Below are 22,731 nucleotides of genomic sequence, written 5' to 3' on the forward strand. Positions count from 1 at the left end.
GCGGGTCACAGGTGCTTGACGAGCTCCGGCATGAGGTCCTGGAAGGTGCGTCCGCCGGCCGGCTGGCCGATCGCGGTCATCTGCCAACCGCCCGGCGTGCGCTGCACCTTGGCCATGATCTGGGCGGTGTACGGGCCACCGCCGGTCAGGGTGTAGCGGGCCAGCTCGACGCCGGTGGTCTCGTCCACCAGGCGGCAGAAGGCGGCCTCGACCTCCTGGAAGGTCTGCCCGGTGAAGGAGTTCACCGTGAACAGGATCTGGTCGACCTCGGCGGCCACCCTGGTCAGGTCGACCGTGATCGACTCGTCGTCGGTGGCGTCGCCCGCGCCGCCGACCAGGTTGTCCCCGCTGTGCCGGACCGAGCCGTCCTTGCTGGTGAGGTGCTGGAAGAAGACCACGTCCTGCGGCTTGCCCTGGGCGAACAGCACCGCGGAGGCGTCCAGGTCGATCTCCTGCCCGGCGGACAGCAGTTTGGCCAGGAAGCCCTTGCGCTGCACCGCCCGCCAGCCCAGGCCCATCCGGACCACGCTCAGCTGCCCACCGCCCGGCTTCTCCAGGCTGATCTTCTGCCCCTTGGCCAGCGAAACGGCCATCGTGCCCTCCTCGTTCCCGCCGCCGTCCGTGCCGTGAACCTATCGCACACAGAGAAACTATGATCATCGGACGGCGTCCGTCCAGGGCCCCTACCCAGGCCGCGACGGTCCCACCCACCAGCCCCACCGGCCCCGGTCGCGGCGGTGCTCCGCACACCGAGGGATCCGCCCCTCCGACGTCTGGCGTAGCCATGACAGGGGTCCGGCCCGACGGGCGGCGCACGGTCCAGGGTCGCCCCAGAGCCGCTCCGACCCACGCTGGGGGACCCCCATGCCCGAACAGCACGACGGAACACCGCCCGCCACCGCCGCCACGCTCCCGGCCGGGGTGGGCGACACCGCCGTCACCGTCGCCAGCCCGGACGGCACCGACCCGGCGCCCCAGCCCGTCCCGTACACCGTGACCGCGGGGACGGTCAGCGTGCCGCTGACCGTCGCCCAGTACGCGGTGGTGACCCTCTCCGCAGCAACTGCCTAGGGCGAGAGAGGCTCAGGCGTCGCCGTCCAGCAGGTGCTGGCGCACCTCTTGGAAGGTCCAGGCCCCGCCGGCCGGCCGGGAGAAGACCCAGACCAGGTCGAACCGGTCCGGCCAGGTGCCCGGCACCCCGCTGCCGGCGGCGCCGAGCGCCTCGACGATCCGCGGGATCCGGGAGTGCTCCCAGCAGATCAGCACCGGCTGCGTTCCGGCGAGGGCGGCGCCGGCCAGTTGGGACTCCTGGGACTCGGCGTAGGTGGTGTCCACGGTCAGTCCGAGCTTGGCGCCCAGCGGGGTGACGGTCTGCCGCATCCGGTGCGCTCCGGCCAGCGGGCCCTGGTCGGTAGCCGCGTAGATCCGGGCGGGGGTGCGCAGGCCGGCCGCGGGCGGGGCGAAGAGGGTGGGCAGCGCCTTGGCCCGGTCCCAGCCGCGCTGGGTGAGGGACTTGCTGTCGTGCTTGCCGTTCTCGTCCAGGCCGGGCTGGTTGCCGTCGGGCTTCTCGCCGTGCCGGATGATCATCACGAAGGCCGCGCCGCCCGGGTCGGCGGCCTTGGTCACCGGGCCGTTCTTGTCGGCCTTGTCCTTCTTGCCGGAGGAGCAGCCCGCCAGCACCAGGGGGGCGGCGGCCGCGAGGCCGGTGAGCAGCAGCCGACGGCTGGGCAGGGCGGTCACTTGGCACCCCGCTCGAGTCGCACCAGCGCGTCGATCGCAACGGCCGTGGCGCCGCCCGTCCCGCTCCGGTGGCCCGGTTCGGTGTCGACCTCGCGCCGGACGCGTTCGGCCCGGACGGTGTGCAGGCCGTACGGGGCGAGGTCGGCGAGGACGTCCGCCGGGGTGAAGAGCACGGCCGGGTCCTGCGGGCCGCCGACGCCTTCGGTGAGGTTGCTCAGGTCGTGGCCGATCACCAGCAGGGTGCCGCCGGGGGCGAGCGCTTCGGCGGCGCGGCGCAGTGCGGCGCGGCGGTCGGCGGCGGGCAGGTGGAGGTAGGCGACCAGGACGAGGTCGTAGCCGCCGGTGGGGGCGTCGTGGTCGCGGGCGTCGCCGTGGCGCCAGGTCAGGCGGTCGGCGACCTCGTCGGGCAGTTCGGCGGTGAGGCGTTCGGCGCGCTCGAGGGCGACGGCGGAGAAGTCGAGGCCGGTGACCTCCCAGCCCTGGGCGGCCAGCCAGATGGCGTTGCGCCCCTCGCCGGTGGCCAGGTCGAGGGCATGGCCGGGGGTGCGGCCGGTCAGTTCGCCGACGACCCACCGGTTGGGCGCGGCGCCCCACAGCAGTTCGCTCGCGGCGTAGCGGTCGTCCCAGCCCTGACTGTCCATGGGCGCCTCCGTTCGGCGGGTCTGTTCCGTCCCGGTCAACCTACCGGTCGACCACCGTTCGCGGCCCGGGGCGGTCCAGCCGGTGGACACCTGAACGTCGACGCCGGTGGCCCCGTTTCGGGACCACCGGCGTCCGCTCCGGTTCAGCTCTTCAGGTTGAGCGAGGGGAAGAGGTCCGTGAACGGCTGGGTGGTGACCGAGACGCTCCGGGCGAACGGATCGTCGAAGTCCCAGATCATGAACAGCAGGAAGGCGATCAGCACGCTGAAGCAGGCCGCCAGGACCAACTCCCTCGGGGTGCGCTGGATCTGCAGCGCGAACAGCATGCCGATGGTCACCACCGCCCCGCCGACCAGCCCGAACCACACCACGCCGGGCATGGTCGGCCCGGCGTTCTGGCCGCGCTGGTTGCGGGCGTCGGAGGCCTGGCTGATCCGGTCGGTGATCGGCTGGTAGGCCTGGGCCTCCAGCTCCGAGGCCGGCGCCCGGGACACCACCTCGGTCTGGATCTTGTCCAGCAACTGGGTGCCCTTGTCGGTGATCTCGCCGTTCTGGCCCATGTAGTCCCACTCGACCGTCACCACGTAGGTGACGTAGGCGTCGACGTCGGCCCGGACCTGGTCGCGGAACTCGACCGGGTAGACCACCGCCCGGTCGCTCACCTCCCGCAGCGACTGCGCCTCACGGAACAGGTCGTCCTGGGCGGCGCCGCGCGCCTCCCAGACACCCGCGATGGCGAGACCGAGGACGATCGCGTAGACCACTCCGATCATCATGGTGATGTACTCGATGACGTCCGGCGTCTCGTCGGTGTTCTCGACGACGCCCGTGCCACGTCGCCGCAGCACGACCACCGCCAACACAACGGCACAGGCCGCCGCCAAGGCGATGATCAGCGCCACCCACTCGGACATGGGAACTCCCTTCTCTGGCTTGGCTTGTGACGTGAAAAAGGGGAAATCAGGGGCCCGACTCGGCGGTCGGGCCCGGGAACGGTCGGGGCCGGATCAGGTCCGGTTCAGGGCCGGTTCAGGCCCGGGGCAGCCCGGAAGGCCGTCACGATCCGGAGCGACCGCGGCCCCGGCCCCGACCCGGGCGCAGCGACGCCGCCGCCAGCACCGCGGGAACGGTGATCAGCAGCATCGTGGTGGTCGTCGAGGCGCCGTGGTGGTGCTGGGCGACCGTCGCCGGATGACCGACCCGCGCCTTGAACACCGGGTACGCCGACGGCGAGGGCCAGGGCGGGCTCGGCCGGACCGGGCTCGGCGGCACGGGGCTGGGTGCCACCACGGCGGGCACCGCCGGTACCGGTACCGCCACGGGCGGAGGCGGCTGCGGAGCGGGTACCGCGGGCGCCGGAGCCGCGGGCGCGACGGGCACCGCCGGGGGCGGTACGGCCGGCGCGGGGGCGGGCGGCGGCGGAGACGCGGGTGCCGGGGGTGACGGCGGCGGGGTGGGGTCCGGGGTCGGACTCGGGGGCGCCGCGGTCGGGGACGGCGTGGGGGTCGGCGTCGGCGTCGGGGTGTGCGTCGGCGTCGGAGTGGGAGTGTGCGTCGGAGTCGGCGTGGGGGTGGGAGTCGGCGTGGGCGTCGGGGTGGGGCTCGGGCAGGGGTGCGGATGGTGATGGTGGTGATGGTGGTGGTGATACCCCCCGTGCCCCCCGTGCTCCCCCCGCCCCTCGTCGTCGCCGTACCCGTCGCCGTACCCGTCGTCGACCGGCCGCCCCGGTTCCGGCCGGAGTCCGGCCGTGCCGGAGGGCGAGGGCACCGCCGGCAGCGGCGCCGCCGCGGGTGACGGGTGGCAGTGGCGGTGGTCGTGCGGTGGCCTGGGCCCGTGGTGCCGGCCGACGTCGGGGGCGACGGTGACGCCGACCTGGACGTCCACGTCCACGCCGACGTCCACGCTGCCGCCCGGGCCCACCGTGGTCGACACGTCCGTCCCGGTGCACACGCAGGTGTCGACGGCCGGCCCGTGCGGGTGTCCGCCGGGGCGTTCGGCGCCGGAGGCGGTGGCGCCGCCGACCAGGGCGCACATCGCCACCACGCCGACCGCCGCGCCGATCAGCCGCATCCGTCGCCCGGGGAGCGCGCCCCCGCCGCGGTGCCGCGGTATCCGTCGGAACTGCCGACGCTGCGGCATGGGCTCCACACACCTCTCGGGTCGCCTGGTGAGGACGGAAGGAATCGGTCTGATCAGCCGACGGAAACAGGCAGCACTGGTCGAAGTCCGGATCAGGACCGATCGGGTACGACCATGCGTATTCAGACGCGATCAGGCGGACGGCCCGCCTCCGGGGCGGGCCGTCCGTCATCAGGTGAAACGATCTTCGCGCCGACCGGTTACGGCCCGCGCCCGCCGTTCTGCGGGCTCAGTGGCGGCGGTGGGCGATCTCGACGTTCTCCAGCACACCGACCGCGTCCGGCACCAGGATCGCGCAGGAGTAGTAGGCGCTGACCAGGTAGGAGATGATCGCCTTCTCGTCGATCCCCATGAAGCGGACCGAGAGCGAGGGCTGGTACTCGTCCGGCAGACCGGTCTGGTGCAGGCCGATGACGCCCTGGTTGTCCTCACCGGTACGGATCACCAGGATCGAGCTGGTGTTCTCCTTGGTGATCGGGATCTTGCTGCACGGCAGGATCGGCACCCCGCGCCAGGCCGGCACCTGCTGCCCGCCGAGGTCGACGTGGTGCGGGTAGATGCCCCGGGCGTTGAACTCGCGGCCGATCGCGGCGATGGCCTTGGGGTGGGCCAGCAGGTAGTCGGGGTCGCGGCGGCGGTTGAGCAGCTCGTCCAGGTCGTCCGGGGTGGGCGGGCCGGAGTGGGTCTGGATCCGCTGGTCGAAGTCGGCGTTGTTGAGCAGGCCGAACTCCGGGTTGTTGATCATCTCGTGCTCCTGGCGCTCGCGCAGGGCCTCGATGGTCAGCCGGAGCTGGTGCTCGATCTGGTTCATCGGCTGGTTGTACAGGTCCGCGACCCGGGTGTGGACCTTGAGGATGGTCTGCGCGACGCTCAGCTCGTACTCGCGCGGCTTGAGCTCGTAGTCCACGAAGGCGCCGGGGAGTTCGTACTCGCCGTGGTGGCCGGCCGACATGGCGATCTCGGCCTCGCCGCGCTCGTTCTGCGCCTGCAGCGGCAGGGTCAGGAACTCCTCCAGGTGCGCCTGGAGGCTGGGGGCGTTGTCCCGGATGCGGGCGAAGTCGTCCCGGCTCAGGGTGAGCGCGACACCGGAGGTGGCGGTCTTCGCGGTGTACTCCCAGACGGCGTCCGGGTTCAGCAGCGAGTCGTCGCCGAAGCGGTCGCCGTCACCGGCCACGCCGACCACGGTCTCGTCGCCGTACTTGCCGGTGCCGATCTTGTTGATCTTGCCGTGCGCGATCAGGAAGATCCGGTCGGCCGCCTCGCCCTGGGTGGTGAGCACCTCGCCCGGGCCGAAGTCGCGCTGCTGGCAGCGGTCGGCGAGGGCGGTCAGCACCTCCTCGTCCTCGTAGCCGCGCAGCAGGGCCAGCTCGCCCAACTCCTGCGGGATCACCCGGACCTGGGAGCCGGTCTTGATGAACTCCACCACGCCGTTGCCGACGGTGTAGGTGAGCCGTCGGTTGACCCGGTACGCACCACCGTGGGCCTCGACCCACGGGAGCACCTTGAGCAGCCAGCGGGAGGTGATCTCCTGCATCTGCGGGGCGGACTTGGTCGTGGTGGCAAGATTGCGGGCAGCGGCCGTCGCGAGGCTCTGCTGCCGGTCCTGCTGTGTCTCCGGGCTCGTCGTGTCCACGGGCATCGGCAGGGGTCTCCATTCGTGTGGTCGGATCACGCAGGCAGGGCGATACCGCTCCGTCCTGGGGCGCGCTCCGCAACGGATCATCAGATCCGCGAACTGGTGGGGAAGTTGGCGAGTTTCGAGAGCACGACCGCCATCGCCCGGCGGCCCATCCGGAACCCTAGATCACCAGAACCCGACGGAGCCCGTACGGCGGCCCACTACCCCCCGATAGGGTGAATCTCCGGTGATCCACCCCCATCGGCGCCATCGCCACCGGAACATCCGTTCGCGCCCGCGCACCCCGTGCCCCGCGCGCCCACCCGCCCCGACCCGACCCCGCTCCCCGCCCTCCCCCACGACGGACGGCCGTCAACCCGGCACACCGCTCAGGCGACCTCCAGACCGTGCCGCACCCGGTCGAAGCGGCCCGCGGCCAGGTCCTCCTCGGTGATCCAGACCGACACGTTGACGAGCTCGCCCCAGCACGCGTCCACCGCCGAGGCCTCGACCTGGAGCAGCGGCCGATGCCCGTCCGGACGCGTGGTGTTGTCGCTGTCGCACCAGCCGAGGAGTCGGAGGTCGGCGCCGCCGAGGTGCTCGCGGCAGGCGTCCGAGACGCCCATGGACACCAGGTAGTCGCCCGCGAAGAGCTCCCTCAGCTCGTCCTCCAGGTAGGAGGGCGCCGACAGCGTCCAGCGTGCCCGGACCGGTCGGCCGGGCAACGGCTCGATCCCGTCCGGGTCCGGCGGGGCCGGACGCTCCGGCGAGCCGGACGGGACGTGCAGCACCAGGCAGCTCTCGCCGTCGAGATCGGCGGGCATGGAGTCGTGGAAGAACAGCAGCAGGCCCTCGTCCGGCAGCGGCCAGTGCCCGCCGCTCCCCGCCCGGAAGGCCTCCGCCAGCCGGGCGCAGTCGAGTTGGGCGAGCAGCTCCATCGGGTGGCCGTCGCCCTGGGGCCAGTCGACGCCGGGCGGCAGTGCGGCGGGTCCGCCGGTCCGGCCGACCGGCGTCCAGCCGGGCGCGCCCTCGGCGTTCTCCTCAGTGACGTCCTCGACGACATCCCGGCGCAGCTCCAGTGAGGGCCGCAGCAGCCCGCCGACCCGGGCGGTGTGCTCCGGGCCCACCTGCTTCTCCAGGGCGATGCGGAGCCCGTCCGGCATCGGCAGGTCGTCGTCGGGGCCGGGCTGGTAGGGCATCCATGCGTAGTCGGGCATGGGCCGATCCTGTCACCCGGGTCCGACAAGCACGGAAGGCCCGTCAGGTGCCGGTACGGGGGTGGCCGGCACCTGACGGGTGTACGGGGGGATGCGGCCGCGCGGGGCCGCGCCTGGTGCGAAGAGTCCGCGTCAGCAGGCGACCTGGGTGCCGGGGACGCCCAGGATGCCGGAGTTGTTGGCCAGGCCGCCCTTGTACTCGTAGTACAGGTACGAGTAGAAGTCGATCCGGACGCCCGGTCCGCAGGCCGAGTCCGGGGCCACGGTGTAGGTGACCGTGAAGCTGCTGCTGGCGCCGGGGGCGAGCGGGACGTCGTAGCGGGCGATGCCGCCGTGCACGTTGTCGCTGCAGCCGTTGGTCTGGGCGCCGCAGGCGGTGGCGGTGAACTTGAGCCCCTTCTCCAGGCTGGTGTCGTACGTCTGCTGGACGCTCTGGTAGACGAACTGGATCGGGGTGTCGTACGGGTTGGTGAGCGTCAGGGTCAGCGTGAACTCACCTCCCCGGCCGGTGGTCTGATGGTCGGAGACGGCCGTCAGGGGCAGCGGGCTGTCGGCCTGGGCGGGCGCCGCGGACAGCAGCAGACCGGCGGCGAGGGCCGGGACCACGGCGAGCGCGGCACGGCTCAGATGTGTTCTGCGCATGTCCATGGAGCGTAGGGGGCGGCACCGCCCGGGCCGCGCTCCTCGGCGCGAAGCCGTACGGGCGTACGAGCGGCGGGCGGACGCCGGGGGCCGACCGTCCGTGTTCCGGCCCGGCGGAACCTCCGGTGGCCTATGCTTCGCCGCTCATCCTCCGGCCCTGCTCCGGAACGCCCTACTCCGGAACGCCCTGCTCCTGAACGCCCCGCTCAGGCGAGCCCCGTGCAGGCGAGCCCCGCTCAGGCCGGTGCCGGCAGGATGTCGCACAGCGCCCCGAGCGCGGCCGGCCAGGCGTGGTCCGGCGGGGTGGCGTAGCCCACCACCAGGCCGTCGACGGCGGGCGTCGCCCCAGGGTCGGCCGCCGGGTGCCGGTAGTCGGCGAGCCCCTCCACGGCCAGGCCGCGGTAGGTCGCGGCCTTGAGGATCGAGCGCTCGGTACCGGGGGCGAGCCTCAGGACGGCGTGCAGACCGGCCGCGATGCCGGACACCTCGATGTGCGGGGCCCGGGCGGCCAGTGCGGCCACCAGCTGGTCCCGGCGGTCCCGGTAGCGGCGCCGCATCCGGCGCAGGTGGCGGTCGTAGCCGCCGGAGTCGATGAACTCGGCGAGGGTCAGCTGGTCCAGGGCACTGGCCCAGGCCTCGCGTTCGCCCTTGGCCGCGAGCACCCGGTCGACCAGGTGGTCCGGCAGCACCATCCAGCCGAGGCGCAGCGCGGGGGTGAGGCTCTTGCTGGCGCTGCCGAGGTAGACGACCCGGTCGGGGTCGAGGCCCTGGAGGGCGCCGACCGGCTGGCGGTCGTAGCGGAACTCCCCGTCGTAGTCGTCCTCCAGGACGAGTCCGCCGCGTCCGCGGGCCCAGTCGATCACGGCGGCGCGGCGCCCGGCGTGCAGCGGGCCGCCGGTCGGGAACTGGTGGGCGGGGGTGAGCAGGACCGTGCGGGCCTCCGGGTGCCGGGCCAACTCCTCGATCCGGGCGCCCTGTTCGTCGATCGGCAGGGGAAGGGCGGTGACGCCGGCGGCGGCCAGCAGCCCGCGGTGGAAGCCCAGTCCGTACGCCTCGACGGCCAGCGGCCCCTGCTCGGCAGGCGGCAGGACGGGCGCGGCACCGTCGAAGAGCAGGCGCAACGCGTGGGCGAAGCCGGAGCAGACCACGATCCGGTCGGGGTCGGTGCGCACGCCGCGGGCGCGGGCGAGGTAGTCGGCGAGGACGGTGCGCAGTTCGGGCCGGCCCTGGGGGTCGCCCGGCCCGAAGGCCTCGTTGGGTGCGGCGGTGAGGGCCCGGCGGGCGGCGGCCAGCCAGGCGGTGCGGGGGAAGGAGGCGGCGTCGGGCTGGCCCTGGCGCAGGTCGTGCACCGGTCCGGGCCGTCGCGCGGGGCGGCGGGCCTTGGCGGGCGGGACGGGTGCGGCGCGCTCGGCGACGGTGGTGCCGGAGCCCTGGCGGGCGGTGAGCCAGCCCTCGGCGACGAGTTCGGCGTAGGCCTCGGCGGCGGTGTTGCGGGCCAGGCCGAGGTCGGCGGCGAGGGCCCGGTAGGGCGGTAGCCGGGTGCCGGGCGCGAGTCTGCCGCTGCGGATCGCCTCGCGCAGCGCGGCCATCAGTGCGGCGCGGCGGCCGCCGGTGGCGGGCAGGTCCAGGTGCAGGTCGTTACCGGTCGGGTGGGCCGGCTCGGTGGGGTGCGCGCCCGACGTCTCCGTCATGGTCACGCACCCTACCCGTCGCCACGGCGCCGCCCTGCGGGCGGTCGGCCCGCCCGGTTCGGCCCCGGCCGTCAGCCCTGCTGGTACGGGTTCGCCTGGCCGTACTGCTGGCCGTACGGCTGGGCGGGCTGCCCGTACGGCGCGGGCTGGCCGTACTGCTGGGCAGGCTGCCCGTACGGCGCGGGCTGGCCGTACGGAACCGGCTGGCCGTAGGGGTTCGGCTGCCCGTAGCCGGGCGGCGGCGCCTGGTACTGCGGGGCCGGCTGCGGGACGGCCTGCTGAACCTGAACGGGCTGGGGAACGGGCTGCGGCGCGACCTGCGGAACGGGCTGGGGCGCGGCCTGCGGGACGGCCTGCTGCGCACCCGGGCGGAAGAGCTGGTCGAAGGCCTGGTAGAGCCGCGGCCCGATCTCGCCCGGCGCGGTGAAGTGGGCGAGCGAGTTGTCCGACATGCGCAGCGTGGCGCGCAGTCCGCCCTGCGGGTCGATCTGCTGGTAGTCGATCCCGGCGATCCGCTCGACCGACAGCGACCACGGCTTCGGGGCCGCGGACGGGGTCGGGGCCGGGGTGCTGTCCTTACTGCTCCGGAAGAAGGAGAAGAGGAACGCGAAGAAGGAGAAGACGAGGCCGACCACGCCGATGACCTCGGCGATCTTCGTCCCGATCCAGTACAGGGCGAAGCACAGGAACATGAGGCCGAGGCTGCCGACGGCGATGTAGACGATCGCGTTCGCGACCTTCGGCGGCACGTGCAGCTTCTCGCCCAGGACGCCGACCCCGAGCATCAGCAGGAAGAACAGGAAGGCGACGCCTCCCGTCCCGAGGACCCACTCGCCCAGGCTGGTGCGCGACTTCTTCTCCCCCTCCTGCCCCTCCTCCTGCTTCTTCTCCGGCTCGACGTGGAACTTGCCGTCCTCGAACCGCAGCGTGGCGATGCCGCCAGGCTCGGCCCGGACCCCCGTGATCTCGATCATGAGAGCGGAGGATAGCGGCCCGGCCGAGCCCGTACCGCACCGGCCTACGGAACGACGGTGACCGGCCAGCGCCCCGCCTTGACCAGCCGGACGGCGACCGAGCCGATCACCTTGTGCCCGGCCTGCTCGGAGACGCCGACCACCACGGCGTCGGCGCGCAGTTCGTCGGCGAGCTTGGCGAGGCCGGTGTAAGGGTCACCGCGCATGGTCAGGAAGCGCCACTCCACTTTCCACACCTCGCTCACCCGGTGCTCGGCCTCGCGCAGCGCGGCCAGCAGTTCGTCGGCGATCTCCTGGGTGGTCTCCTCGACGGCGGCCCCGGCCAGAGCGGTCGCGGCGCCGAGTATCGGCTGGATGTAGGCCACGGCCAGCAGGGCGCCCTGCCGGCGGGCCAGTCCGGCGGCGTAGGCGGTGGCGCGCCAGGAGGAGTCGGAGCCGTCCAGGCCGGCCAGGATCACCTTCGGCCCGTCGGTCCCCAGCTCGAAGCCGCTCGGCGCGACGGCCGGCTCGTGCCGCCCATACTCCCCGCGCGACCCGTCGGCCCCGCCCTGCCCCTGCCCCCGGTGGTCCGCGCCGGCCGGGCGGCCCGCGCCCTCGACGGCCCCGGCGTCGGCCGCGTCGCTGTCATTGCTCATGGCCCGAAGGCTATGCCCGCCACCGGGAGTGGACGGCGGGGGCACTCCGGGTGAGGGCTGTGGCGCGGGCCACCCGGCCAGGCCCGCGGGGGCGCCGCTTCGGCACCCGGGGCGGGCGGGTCGTCACGCGCTGTCGACGATGTGCGCGGCCTCACACGGCCGCTGCGGTGACGGGGGCCACTTCCGGGCGTGATTTGATCTTGGAAATAGCGGCAAAACGGGCTAAATCACCTGATTTTCGTGATCGCTACCTGCGGTAACAGGCCTCTGACGTGCCCAAACCTGCGAATCCTTGAAACCGCCACGACCACCCCCGTACCTTCGAACTCGTTGCACCGAGCGATTCCGCTCCGGCCGGGCCTCACCGCCCCCGGGCAGGAACGGTGCCGGACCGCGCGAGCGATGTGTCCCCGAAACCGACGGCCTTCCGAGGGCCTGGTTCCGCACGCTCGCACACCCCCTCCGAAAGGAACCGCATGACCTTCCGTAACGAGACTGCCGCTGCCGCCACCACTGCCACCCCGAAGCGCCGCAACCGCGTCCGGATGGCTCTGATGGCCGGGGCGCTCACCGCCCTGCCGGTGGCCGGCCTCGTCACGGCCACCAGCGCCTCCGCCGCGCCGGCGTCGGTCTGGGACAAGGTCGCCTCCTGCGAGGCCACCGGCAACTGGGCCATCAACAACGGCAACGGCTTCTTCGGCGGCCTGCAGTTCACCTCCAGCACCTGGGCGGCCTTCGGCGGCACCTCCTTCGCCCCGCGCGCCGACCTGGCCACCAAGGACCAGCAGATCTCCATCGGCGAGAAGGTCCTCGCCGCCCAGGGCCCCGGCGCCTGGCCGATCTGCTCCGTCAAGGCCGGCCTGGGCAAGTAAGCCCGCCGCCACCCGCACACGCACGAAGCCGCCGCACCCCCGAGGGGTGCGGCGGCTTCGTCGCGTCACCGGGAAATCGGGGTGGCTTTCGTCCTCTGGGTGACTACCATGCCGCCTCATGATCACCCTTCGCGAGGACGGCTACGAACTCTCCACCGACCCCGCCCGCATCGACGTCGACCTGCTGCACCACTGGCTCTCCACCGGTGCCTTCTGGGCGCTCGGCCGCAGCCGGGAGGTCGTGGAGCGGTCGGTGCGCGGGTCACTGGTCTTCGGGGTGTACGCGCCGGACGCCGGGCAGGTGGCGTTCGCCCGGGTGGTGACCGACTACGCCACCTTCGGCTGGCTGTGCGACGTGTACGTGGACGAGGCGCACCGGGGCCGCGGGCTGGGCGGCTGGCTCGCCGAGGCGGTGGTGGAGGAGCTGCGGCCGTACGCGCTCAAGCGGCTGCTGCTCTCCACCGTGGACGCCCACGGGCTGTACGCGAAGGCCGGGTTCGTGCCGTTCCCGGACCCGCAGAAGCTGATGATCCTCGGCGGGGAGGCCGGTTAGGCCCTGTCCGGCGGATCAGCGCGCGACGTTGCGGGCCGGCCGGTCGGGGAGCGGCAGCGGGAGGCCGGGCAGGCCGTCGATGCTGGTGACGACGAGGGGCTTGCGCTCGCAGTAGGCGCCGAACTCCTCCTCGCCCTTGCGGTCGAAGTACTGGACGTGCAGGTCGCGGTCGGCCCGGTAGTCCATGAACGGCACGGCGTACCCGCAGGAGTCGCTGACCCGCTCGGCCCGGACCAGCACGATCGCCCGCAGGCCCGATCCGTCCGCGCCGGGCTCGAAGTGGGCGAGCAGGTCGGCGAAACGCGGGTCGTCGCGGAAGACCGGCTCGCCGCGGCCGTGCACCCGGACCACGTTGGGCGGGCCGTCGAAGGCGCACCACATCAGGGTGATCCGGCCGTTCTCCCGCAGGTGGGCGATGGTCTCGGCCTGCGAGCCGCCGAAGTCCAGGTAGGCGAGGGTGAGTTCGTCGATGATCGCGAGGGTGCCGGAGCGCCCCTTGGGCGAGAGGTTGACGTGCCCGTCGGCGGCCAGCGGCGCGGTCGCGACGAAGTAGACGGGCTGGCGTTCGATGAACTGCCGCAGCCGGCCGTCGATGCTTTCGTACTGCTTTCCCATGTGCGCAATTGTGCCCGTATCTCGCCCTCCGAGAAAGGAAAATCCAGCCCATGAGACGGTGTCCGGCCCGGCCGGGGCCGGACCGGCCGCCTAGGATGATCCCTCGCAGCTGCCACCCGCCGGGCCGAGCAGGGGAGTTGAGATGGCCCAGGACACCCTCCACCCCCTCCCGACCACCGAACCGGAGACGGTGCTCGGCCTGCCCGCCGCGCCACTGCGCCGCTACGTCCTGGACTACCGCGGCTACCGGATGGACCTGGACCGCCCGCAGCGACGGCTGGAGGTGCCCACCGACGTGGTCACGGTGGCGCTGGCCTTCGAGGGCCGGATGCGGCTCACCGACGCCCTGTCACCCGCCCTCGCCGCCTCCCTGGGCTCGGTCGCAGCCGGGCTGCGCCGCACCGCCACGATCGCCGAACACGGCGGCCTGCTGCACGGGTTGGCCGTCTCGCTCACCCCGCACGGCGCCTTCCGGGCCTTCGGGCCGGTGGCCGGGGAGCTCGGCGGACAGTGGGCCGAGGCCGGGGACGTGCTGGGCCCCCGACTGGGCACGCTGGCGGCCCGGCTGGCCGACGCCCCCGGCTGGTGCGCCCGGTTCGCCCTGCTGGACGCCCACTTCGGCGCGCTGTTCGCCGACGGCCCGCCCTGGGAGCCGGACGTCCGCTGGGCCTGGCAGCAACTGCGGCGCTCGCACGGGCGGGTGCCGGTGCGCACCCTGGTGGAGGGCACCGGCTGGAGCCGGCGCCGACTGGAACTGCGGTTCCGCGCGCAGCTCGGGCTGGCTCCCAAGCAGGCGGCCGGCATCCTGCGGCTGCAGCGGACGCTGCGGCTGCTCACCGACCCGGACGGGCGGTTCGCCGGCGCCGACCTGGCCGCGCTCTGCGGCTACTACGACCAGTCCCACCTGGACCGCACCTTCCGTGCCATGGTGGGCCGTTCGCCGCGCGAGTTCCTGGCCTCCCGCCGCTCGGCCGACGCCCGGCAGCCCGCCGACCGGGTCCTCGGGCGGGTCACCAGCGCCGTGCTCGACGCGGACTGACCGGCGCCGTTCCCCAGGCCTGCGGGCTGCGGGCTGCGCGTTTTTACAAGACGCGCGCGGGCCCCGTCCGGCATCCTCGGAAGGCCCGGCCGGTGCGGGGGGACCGGCCGGTCACAGGCGCTCGGACGGGGCTGCGCGCAGGGCGGGAGCGCGTCACCGCTTCAGGTAGACGCTGTCCATGAACTCGATGATCTGCTGGTCCGTCAGCCGGTGGCCCTCGCGGTGGCCCATCGCCAGGTCCGCCTCGCTGATCATGCCGACCAGCCGCTCCCCGTCGATCACCGGGATGCGCCGGATCTGGTGCTGCTCCATCTTCTTGAGCACGATGTCCATGCTGTCGTCGGCCCGCACGCAGTGCAGGTGCCCGGCCAGTTCGATGGCCGTCATGGTGGCCGGGTCCTTGCCCTCGGCGAGACAGCGCACCACGATGTCGCGGTCGGTGATGATGCCGTGGAGCTTCTGGTCGTCGCCGCAGATCGGCAGCGCGCCGACGTTCTTCTCGCGCATCATCCGCGCGGCCTCGTCCAGGGTCTGGTGGGCGCCGATGCACTGGGCGCCGGTGTGCATGATGTCTCGGGCAGTGGTCACGGGGACTCCTTCGTCGGTGTTGCCCCCCGGCGGCCATCCCCCGGCGGCGCACCGCGCCCCTCCCGGGGTGACCGTGCCCTCACCGTAAGCGACCCCGCTCCCGCCCGCGACCGCGGGCGCCGATACTGGGAGCCGTGACGACGCAAGCCACCGGGGCGGTCGACGAGGCCGTCCGCGCCCGGCCCGCGACGGCGCTGCGCCCGTACGTGGCCTGGTACTCCGGCTACCGCCAGCGCGGCCTGGCCCCGGCCGTGCACCGCGGCCTGCCCTCCCCGTACCTGACCTTCATCCTCACCCTGGACGAGCCGCTGGTGATCGCCGGCCACCCCGACCCGGCGCAGCCGCCGGGCAGCTACCCGACGCTGCTCGGCGGGCTGCACACCTCCCCCGCGCTGATCACCCACGAGGGTGCCCAGTCCGGGGTGCAGATCGCGGTGCACCCGCTCGCCGCCCGGGCGCTGTTCGGGCTGCCCGCCGGGGAGTTGGCCGGGATCGACCTCCCGGCGGAGGAGGTGCTCGGGCGGCTCGGCCCGGAGTTGCGGGAGCGGCTGCTCGCCGCCGACGGCTGGACGGAGCGGTTCGCCGTACTGGACGGGGCGTTGCTGCGGGCCGCCCGGCCGTCCGGGCTGGTGCCGCCGGAGGTGGGCTGGGCCTGGCGGGCGCTGCGGCGCAGCGGCGGGGCGCTGCCGGTGGCGGAGCTGGCCCGGGAGACCGGTTGGAGCGCCCGGCACCTCCAGGAGCGGTTCCGCCGGGAGACGGGCCTCACCCCGAAGGCCGCCGCCCGGGTGATCCGCTTCGACCGGGCCCGGCACCTGCTGGCCACCGGTTCGCCGCCGCCCCGGCTGGCGGAACTGGCGGTCCGCTGCGGCTACTTCGACCAGGCGCACCTGGCCCGGGAGTTCCGCGCCCTGGCGGGGGCGGCGCCGAGCGCCTGGCTGGCGGCGGAGGGGCCGGAGGAGGGCAAGTTCCGAAACGTCCAAGGCGGGGCGGTGGGCGGGGCCGCAGAGTGGGAGGCGTAACCACCCCACCCGAGGAGTGAGAGTCATGGACACCGAGACCCCTGCCCCGCAGGTCTGGCCCACCCTGCGCGCGACCGACGCCCGCGCGCTGATCCGCTTCCTGTCGGAGGCCTTCGGCTTCCAGGAGGTGGTCAGTTACGGGGAGGGCGACTTCGTGTCGCACGCGGAGCTGGCCTGGCCGGAGGGCGGCGGCGTGATGCTCGGCTCGGTGCGCGAGACCGCGCCGGGCCAGTGGCGGGGCGAGCCGGGCACGTTCAGCGCGTACGTGGTCACCGCCGACCCGGACGGCGTGCACGCCCGGGCCGTCGCCGCCGGGGCCCGGATCACCACCGGGCTGACCGAGACGGACTACGGCTCGCGCGACTTCGCGGCCGCGGACCCGGAGGGCAACCACTGGTACTTCGGCACCTACCCGGGCGCGCCCCGGCCCGTCCCGTCCCCGTCGTGACACCGACCCCCCGTGGAGCGGCTGCACGCCCGCACCCCGCCGCCGTCCCGGGCGGTGGCGGCGACGGCGGGGCAGACTGGCTTGCGGGGGCCACCCGCAGCAGCCTTCGGAGACGACCGTGCCGCAGATGACGGTGGACGGACGCACCCTCGCCCTGTCCCACCTCGACAAGGTGTACTACCCGAGCATCGGCACCCTCAAGGGCGACGTGCTGCGCTACTACGCCGCCGTGCACACCGCCCTGCTCCCCCACCTGCGGGACCGCCCGGTCTCCTTCCTGCGCTGCCCGGACGGCGTCGAGGCGGAGGTGTTCGTCGCCAAGAACCCGCCGCCGGGCACCCCGGACTGGGTGCGCACCGTGGACGTGCCGAGCACCGCCGGCGAGCTGCGCCAGGTGGTGCTGGAGAACGGCGCCGCGCTGCTCGCGGTCGCCAACCTGGGCTGCCTGGAGCTGCACGTCCCGCAGTGGCACGCCGCCGCGCCCGGGCTGGCCGACCGGCTGGTCCTGGACCTCGACCCGGGTGAGGGCGCCGACGTGCTCACCTGCCGGGCGGTGGCGCTGCTGCTGCGCGAGCGGCTGGCCGCGGACGGCCTGTCGGCCTGGGTGAAGACCTCCGGCTCCAAGGGCCTGCACCTGCTGGTGCCGATCGAGCCCACGCCGAGCGCCGAGGTCTCCGGGTACGCGAAGGCCCTGGCCGCCGCCCTGGAGGCGGAGCACCCGGAGCTGGTGGTGCACACCATGGCCAAGGCCCGGCGGCGGGGCCGGGTGCTGGTCGACTGGTCGCAGAACAACGCCAAGAAGACCACCGCCGCCCCGTACACCCTGCGCGCCCGGCCGCTGCCGACGGTCTCCGCGCCGCTGTCCTGGGCGGAGCTGGAGGGGGCCCGCGGGGAGGCGGAGCTGGTCTTCACCCTCGCCGAGCTGCCGGGCCGGCTGGCGGCGCACGGCGACCTGTTCGCGCCGCTGCTGGACCCGGAGCGGGCCCGGCCGCTGCCCGCCGCCACCGGGTCGCCGGCCTCCGCCCCGCCCGCCACCGCCCAGCCTCGGCAGGTGCTGCACCCGCCCGTCGAAGTGATGCGCCCGGCCGCGGTCGGCGCCGTGCCGCCCGCCGACGGGCTGGGCGGGGGCGGCGTGCAGTACGAGCTGAAACTGGACGGCTTCCGCTGCGTCGCCTTCGCCCGCGGCGACCGCCCGGCGTTCCTGCAGTCCCGCGGCGGCCGCGACCTCGCCGAGGAGTTCCCGCCGATCGCCGCCGCCGTCGCCCGGCTGCCCGAGGGGCTGGTGCTGGACGCCGAGCTGGTCGCCTGGCGGGCCGGGCGGTTCGCCTTCGAGGAGCTACTGCACACCCGCCGGGCCCGGGCCGCCGCCCCGGACGTCGCGCTCGGGCTGATCGCCTTCGACCTGCTCGCCCTGCCCGGCCGGGACGTCCGGCGCCTCCCGCTCACCGACCGGCGCCGCCTGCTGCTGGCCGCCCTGGCCGACGTCCCGCCGCCGATCCAGCCCGTCCTGGCCACCACCGACCGGGCGGAGGCGCTGGAGTGGATGGCCCGGCTGGCCGACACCGGCGTGGAGGGCCTGGTGTGCAAGGCCGCGGCCTCCCCGTACCGGGCGAGCGGCGCGGGGCGGGCCTGGGTGAAGTACCGGCGCAGCGACACCGAGGACGCCGTCGTCCGCGCGCTCACCGGCCCGGTGGCCCGGCCGCACGCCCTGGTGCTCCAACTCGACGACGGCCGCGTCCTGTTGACCAGCCCGCAGCTGACCCCCGTACAGGCCCGGGAGGTCGCCCGGGCGGCCGGCCCGCTGCTCGGCCCGCCCGCCGTCGACCCCGAGCACGGCCAGGTGCACCCGCTCACCGGCCCGCTGCGCGCCGAACTCACCCTCACCGGCCGCCCGCCCACCGCCACCTTCGTCCGCCTGCGCGGGGACTGACCCGCGCGGGGCCACCGGCCCCGACTCCGCGCCGGGCCCGAACGGCCCTCGCGGGCCGCTCACTTGCGGCGCGCGGCCGCCGCGTGGGCGAACTCGGTGACCAGCGTGTCCTCGAACACCGGCAGGTCCCCCGGCGCGCGGCTGGTCACCAGCGGGCCCGGCCCGTCCCGGCAGACGTGCACCTCCTCGTCCACCCAGTGGGCGCCCGCGTTGACCAGGTCCGTGCGCAGGCTGGGCCAGGAAGTGAGCGTCCGGCCGCGGACAGCGTCGGCCTCGATCAGCGTCCAGGCGGCGTGGCAGATCGCCGCGACCGGGCGGCCGGCGGCGCAGCAGGCCCGGACGAAGGCGACGGCCGCCGCGTCGAGCCGCAGCCGGTCCGGGTTGGCGACGCCGCCGGGCAGCACCAGCCCGTCGTACTCGGCCGGGTCCGCGTCGGCCACCAGGCCGTCCACCGCGAAGGTGTCGCCGGGCTCGCGGTGCCGGACGGCCTGGACCCGGCCGGGGGCGGTGGAGAGCAGCCGCGGACGGCCGCCGGACTCGAGGACCGCCTGCCAGGGCGAGGCCAGTTCCTGTTGTTCGACCCCGTACGGGGCGACCAGGAAGGCGATCGTCCGGCCGGTCAGGGTGGTGGCGGGCCAGCCCGTGGTTCGGCGGTCCACGGCTCAGCGCCGGCGGTCGGCGGTGAAGTGCTCGGCGGGCGGCGGGGCTGCGGTGAGCCGGGCCCGCGGGCAGTCGAGGTGGACGGCGCGGTCCAGGTGGTCGATCCGGGCGACCAGGCCGACCGGGACGAGCACCCGCGTGCCCGGCACCCAGGGTCCGGCGTCGACCGTCAGCTGGTCACCGGCGTCCTGTTCGACCCGGCCGAGCGGGCCGTCGGTGGCCTGCACCTCGTACCCGGCCAGGCTGAGGTCGGCGGCGGGGTGGGAGCCCGGGCGGTACTCCCACAGGTCGGTACTCATGCGCACCTCTCGGTGGTTCGGCCCCCCGTCGGGTCACGCCTCGGGGCGGTCCCAGGGCCTCCGTTCACGGCCCTCCCCGCGTTCACGGCCTTCACGCCCCTCCCCGCGGTCACGCCCCTCCCCGCGGTCGCGACGGTCGCGGCGTTCCCGGCGTTCGCGCCCGTCCGGCCGGTCCGGGCCGGCGCCGTCCGCGACGCCGTCGCCCCGGGGCACTCCCCGGCGCCGCCGCAGCAGCACCGTGGCGGCCACCGAGGCCGCCACCGAGGCGGCCCAGACCACCCCGAGGGCGGTCAGTACGGCGGCGGTCGGGGTGCGCACGCCGATGCCCGCGCAGATCGCCGTCATCACCAGCACGGTCAGCAGCACCCCGGTCGGGATCCGGCGCCCGACGCCGCGCAGGGCGCCCCGGAACCGGCTCGGCCGCTTGGCCCCCATCGTGCTCAACTTCCGGTCGAGGCGCGTGTCCTGGCGCAGATCGGACTCGATCTCCTCAAGGAGCCGCCGCTCCCGTCCGCTCAACGCGGGTCCGTCCATCTCGGTCACCTCCGACACTTCCGGTGACGTGCTCGCACCCGGCGGGTTGCCCGGTACGGGCCGGCGTTAACCGTTCCGGGGGCCGCCGGTTGCGGCGGCCACGCGCCCGAAGGCCCGGGGACGGGCGAGCAGGCTGTCGTCCAGGACGCGCAGCAGGGCGGCGACGTCGCGGTGCACCTCGACCGCGCCGGCCGCCCTCAGCTGCGGGCCGGCGTCCCCGCCGGCCTCCAGGGCGACGCAGGGCACCCCGGCCCGCCGCGCCGCCAGCACCTCGCGCACGCTCCCGGCGACGGCCACCGCGTGCGAGGGCGCGCCGTCCACCAGCGCCAGCGCGGCCCGAACCGGGTCACCGCCGGGGGCGGTCACGGTCAGGGCGCGCGCCCCGGCCGGCCCGGGGCCGGTCAGCACGACCGTCCAGCCCCGCGCGGCGCACTCGCGCAACAGCTCGGCGCCGCCGGGCAGCCGGGGCCGCCAGTCGGTGCCGATGAGGGCCGCCGAGATCACCGTCATGGCCACCTCTCCCGTGCTTCGGCTCCTGTGCCCGGGCTTCCTCCGCCGCAGGCCACGCACCGCGCGCGCCCTTCCAGGTTAGGACGCTCCCGGGCCCGGCGCGCAGCCTGCCGGGGACGGGTTCCCCGGCAGCGGAAAACCGCTTGGCGGCCGGTGCCCGGGAGGCGATACTCCGGACGTTCGTCGACGGGGGGAGAACGGGTGGCGGTGTTCGCGTGCGCGGGGTGCGGTGCGGAGTTGACCGTGCCGGTGGCGGAGGTGGCGCTGCCGCCGCACGCCCACCGGGAGGGCGGGAACCGGTACCTTCCGCCGCTGCTGGAGCCGGGCACCTTCGCCGTCGATCCGGAGCCGAACGAACAGCCCTGGCGGCCCTGGTCGGAGGTCACGGCCGCGGAGGCCGCCGAACGGGGCCTGTACGCGCCGGTCGACGGCCTGTGGAGCGGCCCCGGCGGCGCGGTGCTGCTGACCCCGGGCGACACCCGCGGCACCGAGCTGATCCCCGAGCGGTGCGAGGGCTGCTGCGCGGCGGCCGACCGCTCGAACCTGGCCTGCGCACGCTGCGGGCGGACGGTGGGCACCCGGGTCGACGACTGCTACCGCTGGCAGGCGGTGTGGCTCCACCCGCGGGCCTTCCGACGCCTGTCAGTCGAGGGCCCGGCCCGCCCGGCCGGGGACGGCTGGGCGGTGCCGCCACTGCCCCCGGTCGAGCCGGACGGCTGGTGGAGCGACCGGTGGAGCGCCACCGTCGGGGAGGCCCTGGCCGAGATCGTCGCGGCCTCCGGCGGCGAGCCGGTGGGCGTGGCGCCGGGCCTGCTCACCGAGACCTTCGGCCGCACCCTGCAGCAGCTGCTGCCCGGCGGTCCCCCGGCCTGCACCCTGCGCCCGGCCGGGCCCGGCCTGCCCGCCGTCCCGGCACCGGACCTCGCCCTCGTCCCCCGCCACCCGTGGACCGGCGCCGCCTGGCCCGCGCCGTCCGGCACCGTGTCCGTCCCGCTGGACGCCGAGGTGTGGGCGTACCTGGCCTTCCCGCCGCTGCGCCCCGGCAGCCGGCTGCCGGCCGGGGAGGTGCGGGACGATCCGCCGCCGCTGCGCCCCGACCGCCTGTTCGAGCCCGACCGGCGCCTGCTGCGCCACCGCCTCGCCCGGCTGCCCGCCGTCCGGCAGCCCTGGCTGCGCGCGATCTACGATCGGCTCGGCGGCCACCGCCACCACCCGGGCGCATCGGAGGGCACCCCATGAGGATCAACCTGACCACCGTGTTCGTCGACGACCAGGACAAGGCGCTGCGCTTCTACACCGAGGTGCTGGGCTTCGTGAAGAAGGCAGAGGTCCCGCTCGGCGCGTACCGCTGGCTCACCGTGGTCTCCCCCGAACAGCCGGACGGCACCCAGTTGCTGCTGGAGCCCGACAACCACCGCGCCGTCGGGCCGTACAAGACCGCGCTCGTCGAGGACGGCATCCCGGCCGCCCAGTTCGCGGTGGACAACGTGCACGCCGAGTACGACCGGCTGCACCGGCTCGGGGTGCGCTTCGCCCAGGAGCCGACGGCGATGGGACCGGTCACCGTCGCGGTGCTGGACGACACCTGCGGCAACCTCATCCAGCTCGCCCAGTTCCACGGTTAGCACGTGTCCGGTGCGTCAGGACGGGTGGGTCAGGACGAACCACCCGGGTGACCGCCCCGGTGCGGACGGCCCGTCACCCGGTGACCCCCGGGTCGGTCGCCAGCCGGGCGTGCAGGTGCTCGTCGTGGTAAGGGCCGTCGCCGTGGCGGTAGGAGGCGCGCAGGGTGCCCTCGTAGGGGAAGCCGGCCCGGGCGGCGACCCGGCAGGAGGAGTCGTTGCCGACGGCGTGGTAGAGCTCGATGCGGCGGACGCCGGCGGTGCGGACGCCCCAGCGGGTGACGGCGTCGGTGACCCGGGTGGCCAGGCCGCGGCCGCGGGCGGCGGCGAGCAGCCAGTAGCCGACCATGGCGACGCCCTCGCCCCGGTCCGTCCAGATCAGGGCGACGTTGCCGCACAGTCGGCCGTCGGCGCGGTCGGTGACGGCGAAGCAGGCGGTGCCGCCGTCCGCCCAGCTCTGGTCGGCGCGGTCGAGGTAGGCCTCGGCGCCGGCCGGGTGGACGGCGTCGTGCAGCGGGTTCCAGCGGGCGATCTCCTGGTCCGCGGCGGCGGCCGTCAGGGCGGCGACGGTGCCCCCGGGCAGGTCGAGGGCGCGGCCCCAGGGGCGCAGCAGGACGTCCCCGAGGTCGAGGACGTCGGGACGGAAGGGGCGCCGTTCGGCCGGCGAGTCGCTGGTGCTCACCCCGCCTTCCTACCTCCCGCCGCACCGCGCCCGCCAGCGATTAATCCGGTCCGCAGCCGGCGC

Annotated in this window: 27 protein-coding genes and 1 pseudogene; 10 read left to right on the forward strand and 18 right to left on the reverse strand. The window is 74.8% G+C overall.

What is annotated here, in order from left to right; all coding sequences use genetic code 11:
* Nucleotides 1–5: 5 nt before the first annotated feature.
* The gene (locus tag ACFVXG_RS18390) at nucleotides 6–593 is read right to left on the reverse strand and encodes a TerD family protein (RefSeq protein ID WP_387928734.1); all 588 of its coding nucleotides are present in this window, start codon (nucleotides 591–593) and stop codon (nucleotides 6–8) included.
* 271 nt (nucleotides 594–864) lie between these two features.
* Here ACFVXG_RS18390 and ACFVXG_RS18395 point away from each other — a divergent pair, with 271 nt between their 5' ends.
* Nucleotides 865–1,071, forward strand: a complete 207-nt coding sequence (locus ACFVXG_RS18395; RefSeq protein WP_387928735.1) for a hypothetical protein — start codon at nucleotides 865–867, stop codon at nucleotides 1,069–1,071.
* A gap of 12 nt (nucleotides 1,072–1,083) precedes the next feature.
* Here ACFVXG_RS18395 and ACFVXG_RS18400 read toward each other — a convergent pair whose 3' ends face one another.
* From ACFVXG_RS18400 to ACFVXG_RS18445, 10 genes are all read right to left on the reverse strand, one after another.
* On the reverse strand, nucleotides 1,084–1,740 hold the full coding sequence (locus ACFVXG_RS18400) for a hypothetical protein (RefSeq protein ID WP_387928737.1): 657 nt from the start codon (nucleotides 1,738–1,740) through the stop codon (nucleotides 1,084–1,086).
* Nucleotides 1,737–2,381, reverse strand: a complete 645-nt coding sequence (locus tag ACFVXG_RS18405) for a class I SAM-dependent methyltransferase (protein ID WP_387928739.1) — start codon at nucleotides 2,379–2,381, stop codon at nucleotides 1,737–1,739. Before ACFVXG_RS18405 ends, ACFVXG_RS18400 begins: the two co-directional genes overlap by 4 nt.
* A gap of 143 nt (nucleotides 2,382–2,524) precedes the next feature.
* Nucleotides 2,525–3,295, reverse strand: a complete 771-nt coding sequence (locus ACFVXG_RS18410) for a hypothetical protein (protein WP_387928741.1) — start codon at nucleotides 3,293–3,295, stop codon at nucleotides 2,525–2,527.
* A 142-nt stretch (nucleotides 3,296–3,437) separates the two neighbouring features.
* Nucleotides 3,438–4,520, reverse strand: a complete 1,083-nt coding sequence (locus ACFVXG_RS18415) for a hypothetical protein (RefSeq protein WP_387928743.1) — start codon at nucleotides 4,518–4,520, stop codon at nucleotides 3,438–3,440.
* Nucleotides 4,521–4,749: 229 nt separating this feature from the next.
* Nucleotides 4,750–6,159, reverse strand: a complete 1,410-nt coding sequence (locus ACFVXG_RS18420; RefSeq protein ID WP_387928745.1) for a family 2B encapsulin nanocompartment shell protein — start codon at nucleotides 6,157–6,159, stop codon at nucleotides 4,750–4,752.
* A gap of 368 nt (nucleotides 6,160–6,527) precedes the next feature.
* On the reverse strand, nucleotides 6,528–7,355 hold the full coding sequence (locus ACFVXG_RS18425; protein ID WP_387928747.1) for a DUF1963 domain-containing protein: 828 nt from the start codon (nucleotides 7,353–7,355) through the stop codon (nucleotides 6,528–6,530).
* Nucleotides 7,356–7,487: 132 nt separating this feature from the next.
* On the reverse strand, nucleotides 7,488–7,997 hold the full coding sequence (locus ACFVXG_RS18430) for a hypothetical protein (RefSeq protein ID WP_387928749.1): 510 nt from the start codon (nucleotides 7,995–7,997) through the stop codon (nucleotides 7,488–7,490).
* 236 nt (nucleotides 7,998–8,233) lie between these two features.
* Complete coding sequence (locus ACFVXG_RS18435; RefSeq protein ID WP_387928751.1) at nucleotides 8,234–9,688, reverse strand: PLP-dependent aminotransferase family protein; 1,455 nt, start codon at nucleotides 9,686–9,688, stop codon at nucleotides 8,234–8,236.
* Nucleotides 9,689–9,759: 71 nt separating this feature from the next.
* Entirely contained in the window at nucleotides 9,760–10,662 is a 903-nt protein-coding gene (locus ACFVXG_RS18440; RefSeq protein WP_387928753.1) for a hypothetical protein, read from the reverse strand.
* 44 nt (nucleotides 10,663–10,706) lie between these two features.
* Nucleotides 10,707–11,297, reverse strand: a complete 591-nt coding sequence (locus tag ACFVXG_RS18445; protein ID WP_387928755.1) for a universal stress protein — start codon at nucleotides 11,295–11,297, stop codon at nucleotides 10,707–10,709.
* Between the two features lie 476 nt (nucleotides 11,298–11,773).
* Between ACFVXG_RS18445 and ACFVXG_RS18450 the strand changes: the two genes are divergently transcribed.
* Nucleotides 11,774–12,169: a transglycosylase family protein gene (locus ACFVXG_RS18450; protein ID WP_387928756.1), complete on the forward strand. Its 396-nt coding sequence runs from the start codon at nucleotides 11,774–11,776 to the stop codon at nucleotides 12,167–12,169.
* Nucleotides 12,170–12,287: 118 nt separating this feature from the next.
* A complete protein-coding gene (locus ACFVXG_RS18455) occupies nucleotides 12,288–12,722 on the forward strand; it encodes a GNAT family N-acetyltransferase (RefSeq protein ID WP_387928758.1) in 435 nt (144 codons plus the stop codon).
* A gap of 15 nt (nucleotides 12,723–12,737) precedes the next feature.
* Here the strand turns inward: ACFVXG_RS18455 and ACFVXG_RS18460 are convergent, their stop codons facing one another.
* Nucleotides 12,738–13,337, reverse strand: coding sequence for a pyridoxamine 5'-phosphate oxidase family protein (locus ACFVXG_RS18460; RefSeq protein WP_387928760.1), 600 nt, complete (start codon nucleotides 13,335–13,337; stop codon nucleotides 12,738–12,740).
* 142 nt (nucleotides 13,338–13,479) lie between these two features.
* On the opposite strand from ACFVXG_RS18460, the gene ACFVXG_RS18465 reads away from it, so the two are divergent.
* Complete coding sequence (locus ACFVXG_RS18465; RefSeq protein WP_387928762.1) at nucleotides 13,480–14,376, forward strand: helix-turn-helix domain-containing protein; 897 nt, start codon at nucleotides 13,480–13,482, stop codon at nucleotides 14,374–14,376.
* A 153-nt stretch (nucleotides 14,377–14,529) separates the two neighbouring features.
* On the opposite strand, the gene ACFVXG_RS18470 is transcribed toward ACFVXG_RS18465, so the two are convergent.
* On the reverse strand, nucleotides 14,530–14,964 hold the full coding sequence (locus ACFVXG_RS18470) for a CBS domain-containing protein (protein WP_387928763.1): 435 nt from the start codon (nucleotides 14,962–14,964) through the stop codon (nucleotides 14,530–14,532).
* Nucleotides 14,965–15,098: 134 nt separating this feature from the next.
* Here ACFVXG_RS18470 and ACFVXG_RS18475 point away from each other — a divergent pair, with 134 nt between their 5' ends.
* The 4 genes and pseudogenes from ACFVXG_RS18475 to ACFVXG_RS18490 all read left to right on the forward strand — a co-directional run bounded on the left by ACFVXG_RS18475 (nucleotide 15,099) and on the right by ACFVXG_RS18490 (nucleotide 18,361).
* Nucleotides 15,099–15,983: a helix-turn-helix domain-containing protein gene (locus tag ACFVXG_RS18475; RefSeq protein ID WP_387928765.1), complete on the forward strand. Its 885-nt coding sequence runs from the start codon at nucleotides 15,099–15,101 to the stop codon at nucleotides 15,981–15,983.
* A 25-nt stretch (nucleotides 15,984–16,008) separates the two neighbouring features.
* Nucleotides 16,009–16,431 carry a VOC family protein gene (locus ACFVXG_RS18480; protein WP_387928767.1) on the forward strand — a complete coding sequence of 141 codons (423 nt, stop codon included), beginning with the start codon at nucleotides 16,009–16,011 and terminating at the stop codon, nucleotides 16,429–16,431.
* 127 nt (nucleotides 16,432–16,558) lie between these two features.
* Nucleotides 16,559–17,431, forward strand: a pseudogene (gene ligD, locus ACFVXG_RS18485) (non-homologous end-joining DNA ligase); the annotation flags it as partial.
* Between the two features lie 75 nt (nucleotides 17,432–17,506).
* Nucleotides 17,507–18,361, forward strand: coding sequence for a DNA ligase (locus ACFVXG_RS18490; protein WP_387929005.1), 855 nt, complete (start codon nucleotides 17,507–17,509; stop codon nucleotides 18,359–18,361).
* A 59-nt stretch (nucleotides 18,362–18,420) separates the two neighbouring features.
* Here the strand turns inward: ACFVXG_RS18490 and ACFVXG_RS18495 are convergent, their stop codons facing one another.
* From ACFVXG_RS18495 to ACFVXG_RS18510, 4 genes are all read right to left on the reverse strand, one after another.
* Nucleotides 18,421–19,020 carry a type 1 glutamine amidotransferase domain-containing protein gene (locus ACFVXG_RS18495; RefSeq protein ID WP_387928768.1) on the reverse strand — a complete coding sequence of 200 codons (600 nt, stop codon included), beginning with the start codon at nucleotides 19,018–19,020 and terminating at the stop codon, nucleotides 18,421–18,423.
* Between the two features lie 3 nt (nucleotides 19,021–19,023).
* Nucleotides 19,024–19,320 carry a PRC-barrel domain containing protein gene (locus tag ACFVXG_RS18500; protein WP_387928769.1) on the reverse strand — a complete coding sequence of 99 codons (297 nt, stop codon included), beginning with the start codon at nucleotides 19,318–19,320 and terminating at the stop codon, nucleotides 19,024–19,026.
* Nucleotides 19,321–19,353: 33 nt separating this feature from the next.
* Nucleotides 19,354–19,854, reverse strand: a complete 501-nt coding sequence (locus ACFVXG_RS18505; protein WP_387928770.1) for a hypothetical protein — start codon at nucleotides 19,852–19,854, stop codon at nucleotides 19,354–19,356.
* 66 nt (nucleotides 19,855–19,920) lie between these two features.
* The gene (locus ACFVXG_RS18510) at nucleotides 19,921–20,364 is read right to left on the reverse strand and encodes a hypothetical protein (RefSeq protein WP_350502810.1); all 444 of its coding nucleotides are present in this window, start codon (nucleotides 20,362–20,364) and stop codon (nucleotides 19,921–19,923) included.
* A gap of 201 nt (nucleotides 20,365–20,565) precedes the next feature.
* On the opposite strand from ACFVXG_RS18510, the gene ACFVXG_RS18515 reads away from it, so the two are divergent.
* Nucleotides 20,566–21,603: a hypothetical protein gene (locus ACFVXG_RS18515; RefSeq protein ID WP_387928771.1), complete on the forward strand. Its 1,038-nt coding sequence runs from the start codon at nucleotides 20,566–20,568 to the stop codon at nucleotides 21,601–21,603.
* Nucleotides 21,600–21,989 (forward strand): VOC family protein, encoded by a 390-nt coding sequence (locus tag ACFVXG_RS18520; RefSeq protein WP_387928772.1) that lies wholly within the window; start codon nucleotides 21,600–21,602, stop codon nucleotides 21,987–21,989. Before ACFVXG_RS18515 ends, ACFVXG_RS18520 begins: the two co-directional genes overlap by 4 nt.
* Nucleotides 21,990–22,062: 73 nt before the next feature.
* Here ACFVXG_RS18520 and ACFVXG_RS18525 read toward each other — a convergent pair whose 3' ends face one another.
* Entirely contained in the window at nucleotides 22,063–22,668 is a 606-nt protein-coding gene (locus tag ACFVXG_RS18525) for a GNAT family N-acetyltransferase (RefSeq protein WP_387928773.1), read from the reverse strand.
* Nucleotides 22,669–22,731: the final 63 nt, after the last annotated feature.

This window comes from Kitasatospora sp. NPDC058162 (assembly GCF_042884005.1).
In the GTDB taxonomy this organism is placed as follows: Bacteria; Actinomycetota; Actinomycetes; order Streptomycetales; family Streptomycetaceae; genus Kitasatospora.

What these genes read in the sequence shown, in the direction of transcription:
- ACFVXG_RS18390 (WP_387928734.1), bottom strand. Translation starts at nt 593, where the DNA reads ATGGCCGTTTCGCTGGCCAAGGGGCAGAAGATCAGCCTGGAGAAGCCG.
- ACFVXG_RS18395 (WP_387928735.1), top strand. Translation starts at nt 865, where the DNA reads ATGCCCGAACAGCACGACGGAACACCGCCCGCCACCGCCGCCACGCTC.
- ACFVXG_RS18405 (WP_387928739.1), bottom strand. Translation starts at nt 2,381, where the DNA reads ATGGACAGTCAGGGCTGGGACGACCGCTACGCCGCGAGCGAACTGCTG.
- ACFVXG_RS18410 (WP_387928741.1), bottom strand. Translation starts at nt 3,295, where the DNA reads ATGTCCGAGTGGGTGGCGCTGATCATCGCCTTGGCGGCGGCCTGTGCC.
- ACFVXG_RS18415 (WP_387928743.1), bottom strand. Translation starts at nt 4,520, where the DNA reads ATGCCGCAGCGTCGGCAGTTCCGACGGATACCGCGGCACCGCGGCGGG.
- ACFVXG_RS18420 (WP_387928745.1), bottom strand. Translation starts at nt 6,159, where the DNA reads ATGCCCGTGGACACGACGAGCCCGGAGACACAGCAGGACCGGCAGCAG.
- ACFVXG_RS18425 (WP_387928747.1), bottom strand. Translation starts at nt 7,355, where the DNA reads ATGCCCGACTACGCATGGATGCCCTACCAGCCCGGCCCCGACGACGAC.
- ACFVXG_RS18430 (WP_387928749.1), bottom strand. Translation starts at nt 7,997, where the DNA reads ATGCGCAGAACACATCTGAGCCGTGCCGCGCTCGCCGTGGTCCCGGCC.
- ACFVXG_RS18435 (WP_387928751.1), bottom strand. Translation starts at nt 9,688, where the DNA reads ATGACGGAGACGTCGGGCGCGCACCCCACCGAGCCGGCCCACCCGACC.
- ACFVXG_RS18440 (WP_387928753.1), bottom strand. Translation starts at nt 10,662, where the DNA reads ATGATCGAGATCACGGGGGTCCGGGCCGAGCCTGGCGGCATCGCCACG.
- ACFVXG_RS18445 (WP_387928755.1), bottom strand. Translation starts at nt 11,297, where the DNA reads ATGAGCAATGACAGCGACGCGGCCGACGCCGGGGCCGTCGAGGGCGCG.
- ACFVXG_RS18450 (WP_387928756.1), top strand. Translation starts at nt 11,774, where the DNA reads ATGACCTTCCGTAACGAGACTGCCGCTGCCGCCACCACTGCCACCCCG.
- ACFVXG_RS18455 (WP_387928758.1), top strand. Translation starts at nt 12,288, where the DNA reads ATGATCACCCTTCGCGAGGACGGCTACGAACTCTCCACCGACCCCGCC.
- ACFVXG_RS18460 (WP_387928760.1), bottom strand. Translation starts at nt 13,337, where the DNA reads ATGGGAAAGCAGTACGAAAGCATCGACGGCCGGCTGCGGCAGTTCATC.
- ACFVXG_RS18465 (WP_387928762.1), top strand. Translation starts at nt 13,480, where the DNA reads ATGGCCCAGGACACCCTCCACCCCCTCCCGACCACCGAACCGGAGACG.
- ACFVXG_RS18480 (WP_387928767.1), top strand. Translation starts at nt 16,009, where the DNA reads ATGGACACCGAGACCCCTGCCCCGCAGGTCTGGCCCACCCTGCGCGCG.
- ACFVXG_RS18490 (WP_387929005.1), top strand. Translation starts at nt 17,507, where the DNA reads ATGCGCCCGGCCGCGGTCGGCGCCGTGCCGCCCGCCGACGGGCTGGGC.
- ACFVXG_RS18500 (WP_387928769.1), bottom strand. Translation starts at nt 19,320, where the DNA reads ATGAGTACCGACCTGTGGGAGTACCGCCCGGGCTCCCACCCCGCCGCC.
- ACFVXG_RS18505 (WP_387928770.1), bottom strand. Translation starts at nt 19,854, where the DNA reads ATGGACGGACCCGCGTTGAGCGGACGGGAGCGGCGGCTCCTTGAGGAG.
- ACFVXG_RS18510 (WP_350502810.1), bottom strand. Translation starts at nt 20,364, where the DNA reads ATGACGGTGATCTCGGCGGCCCTCATCGGCACCGACTGGCGGCCCCGG.
- ACFVXG_RS18520 (WP_387928772.1), top strand. Translation starts at nt 21,600, where the DNA reads ATGAGGATCAACCTGACCACCGTGTTCGTCGACGACCAGGACAAGGCG.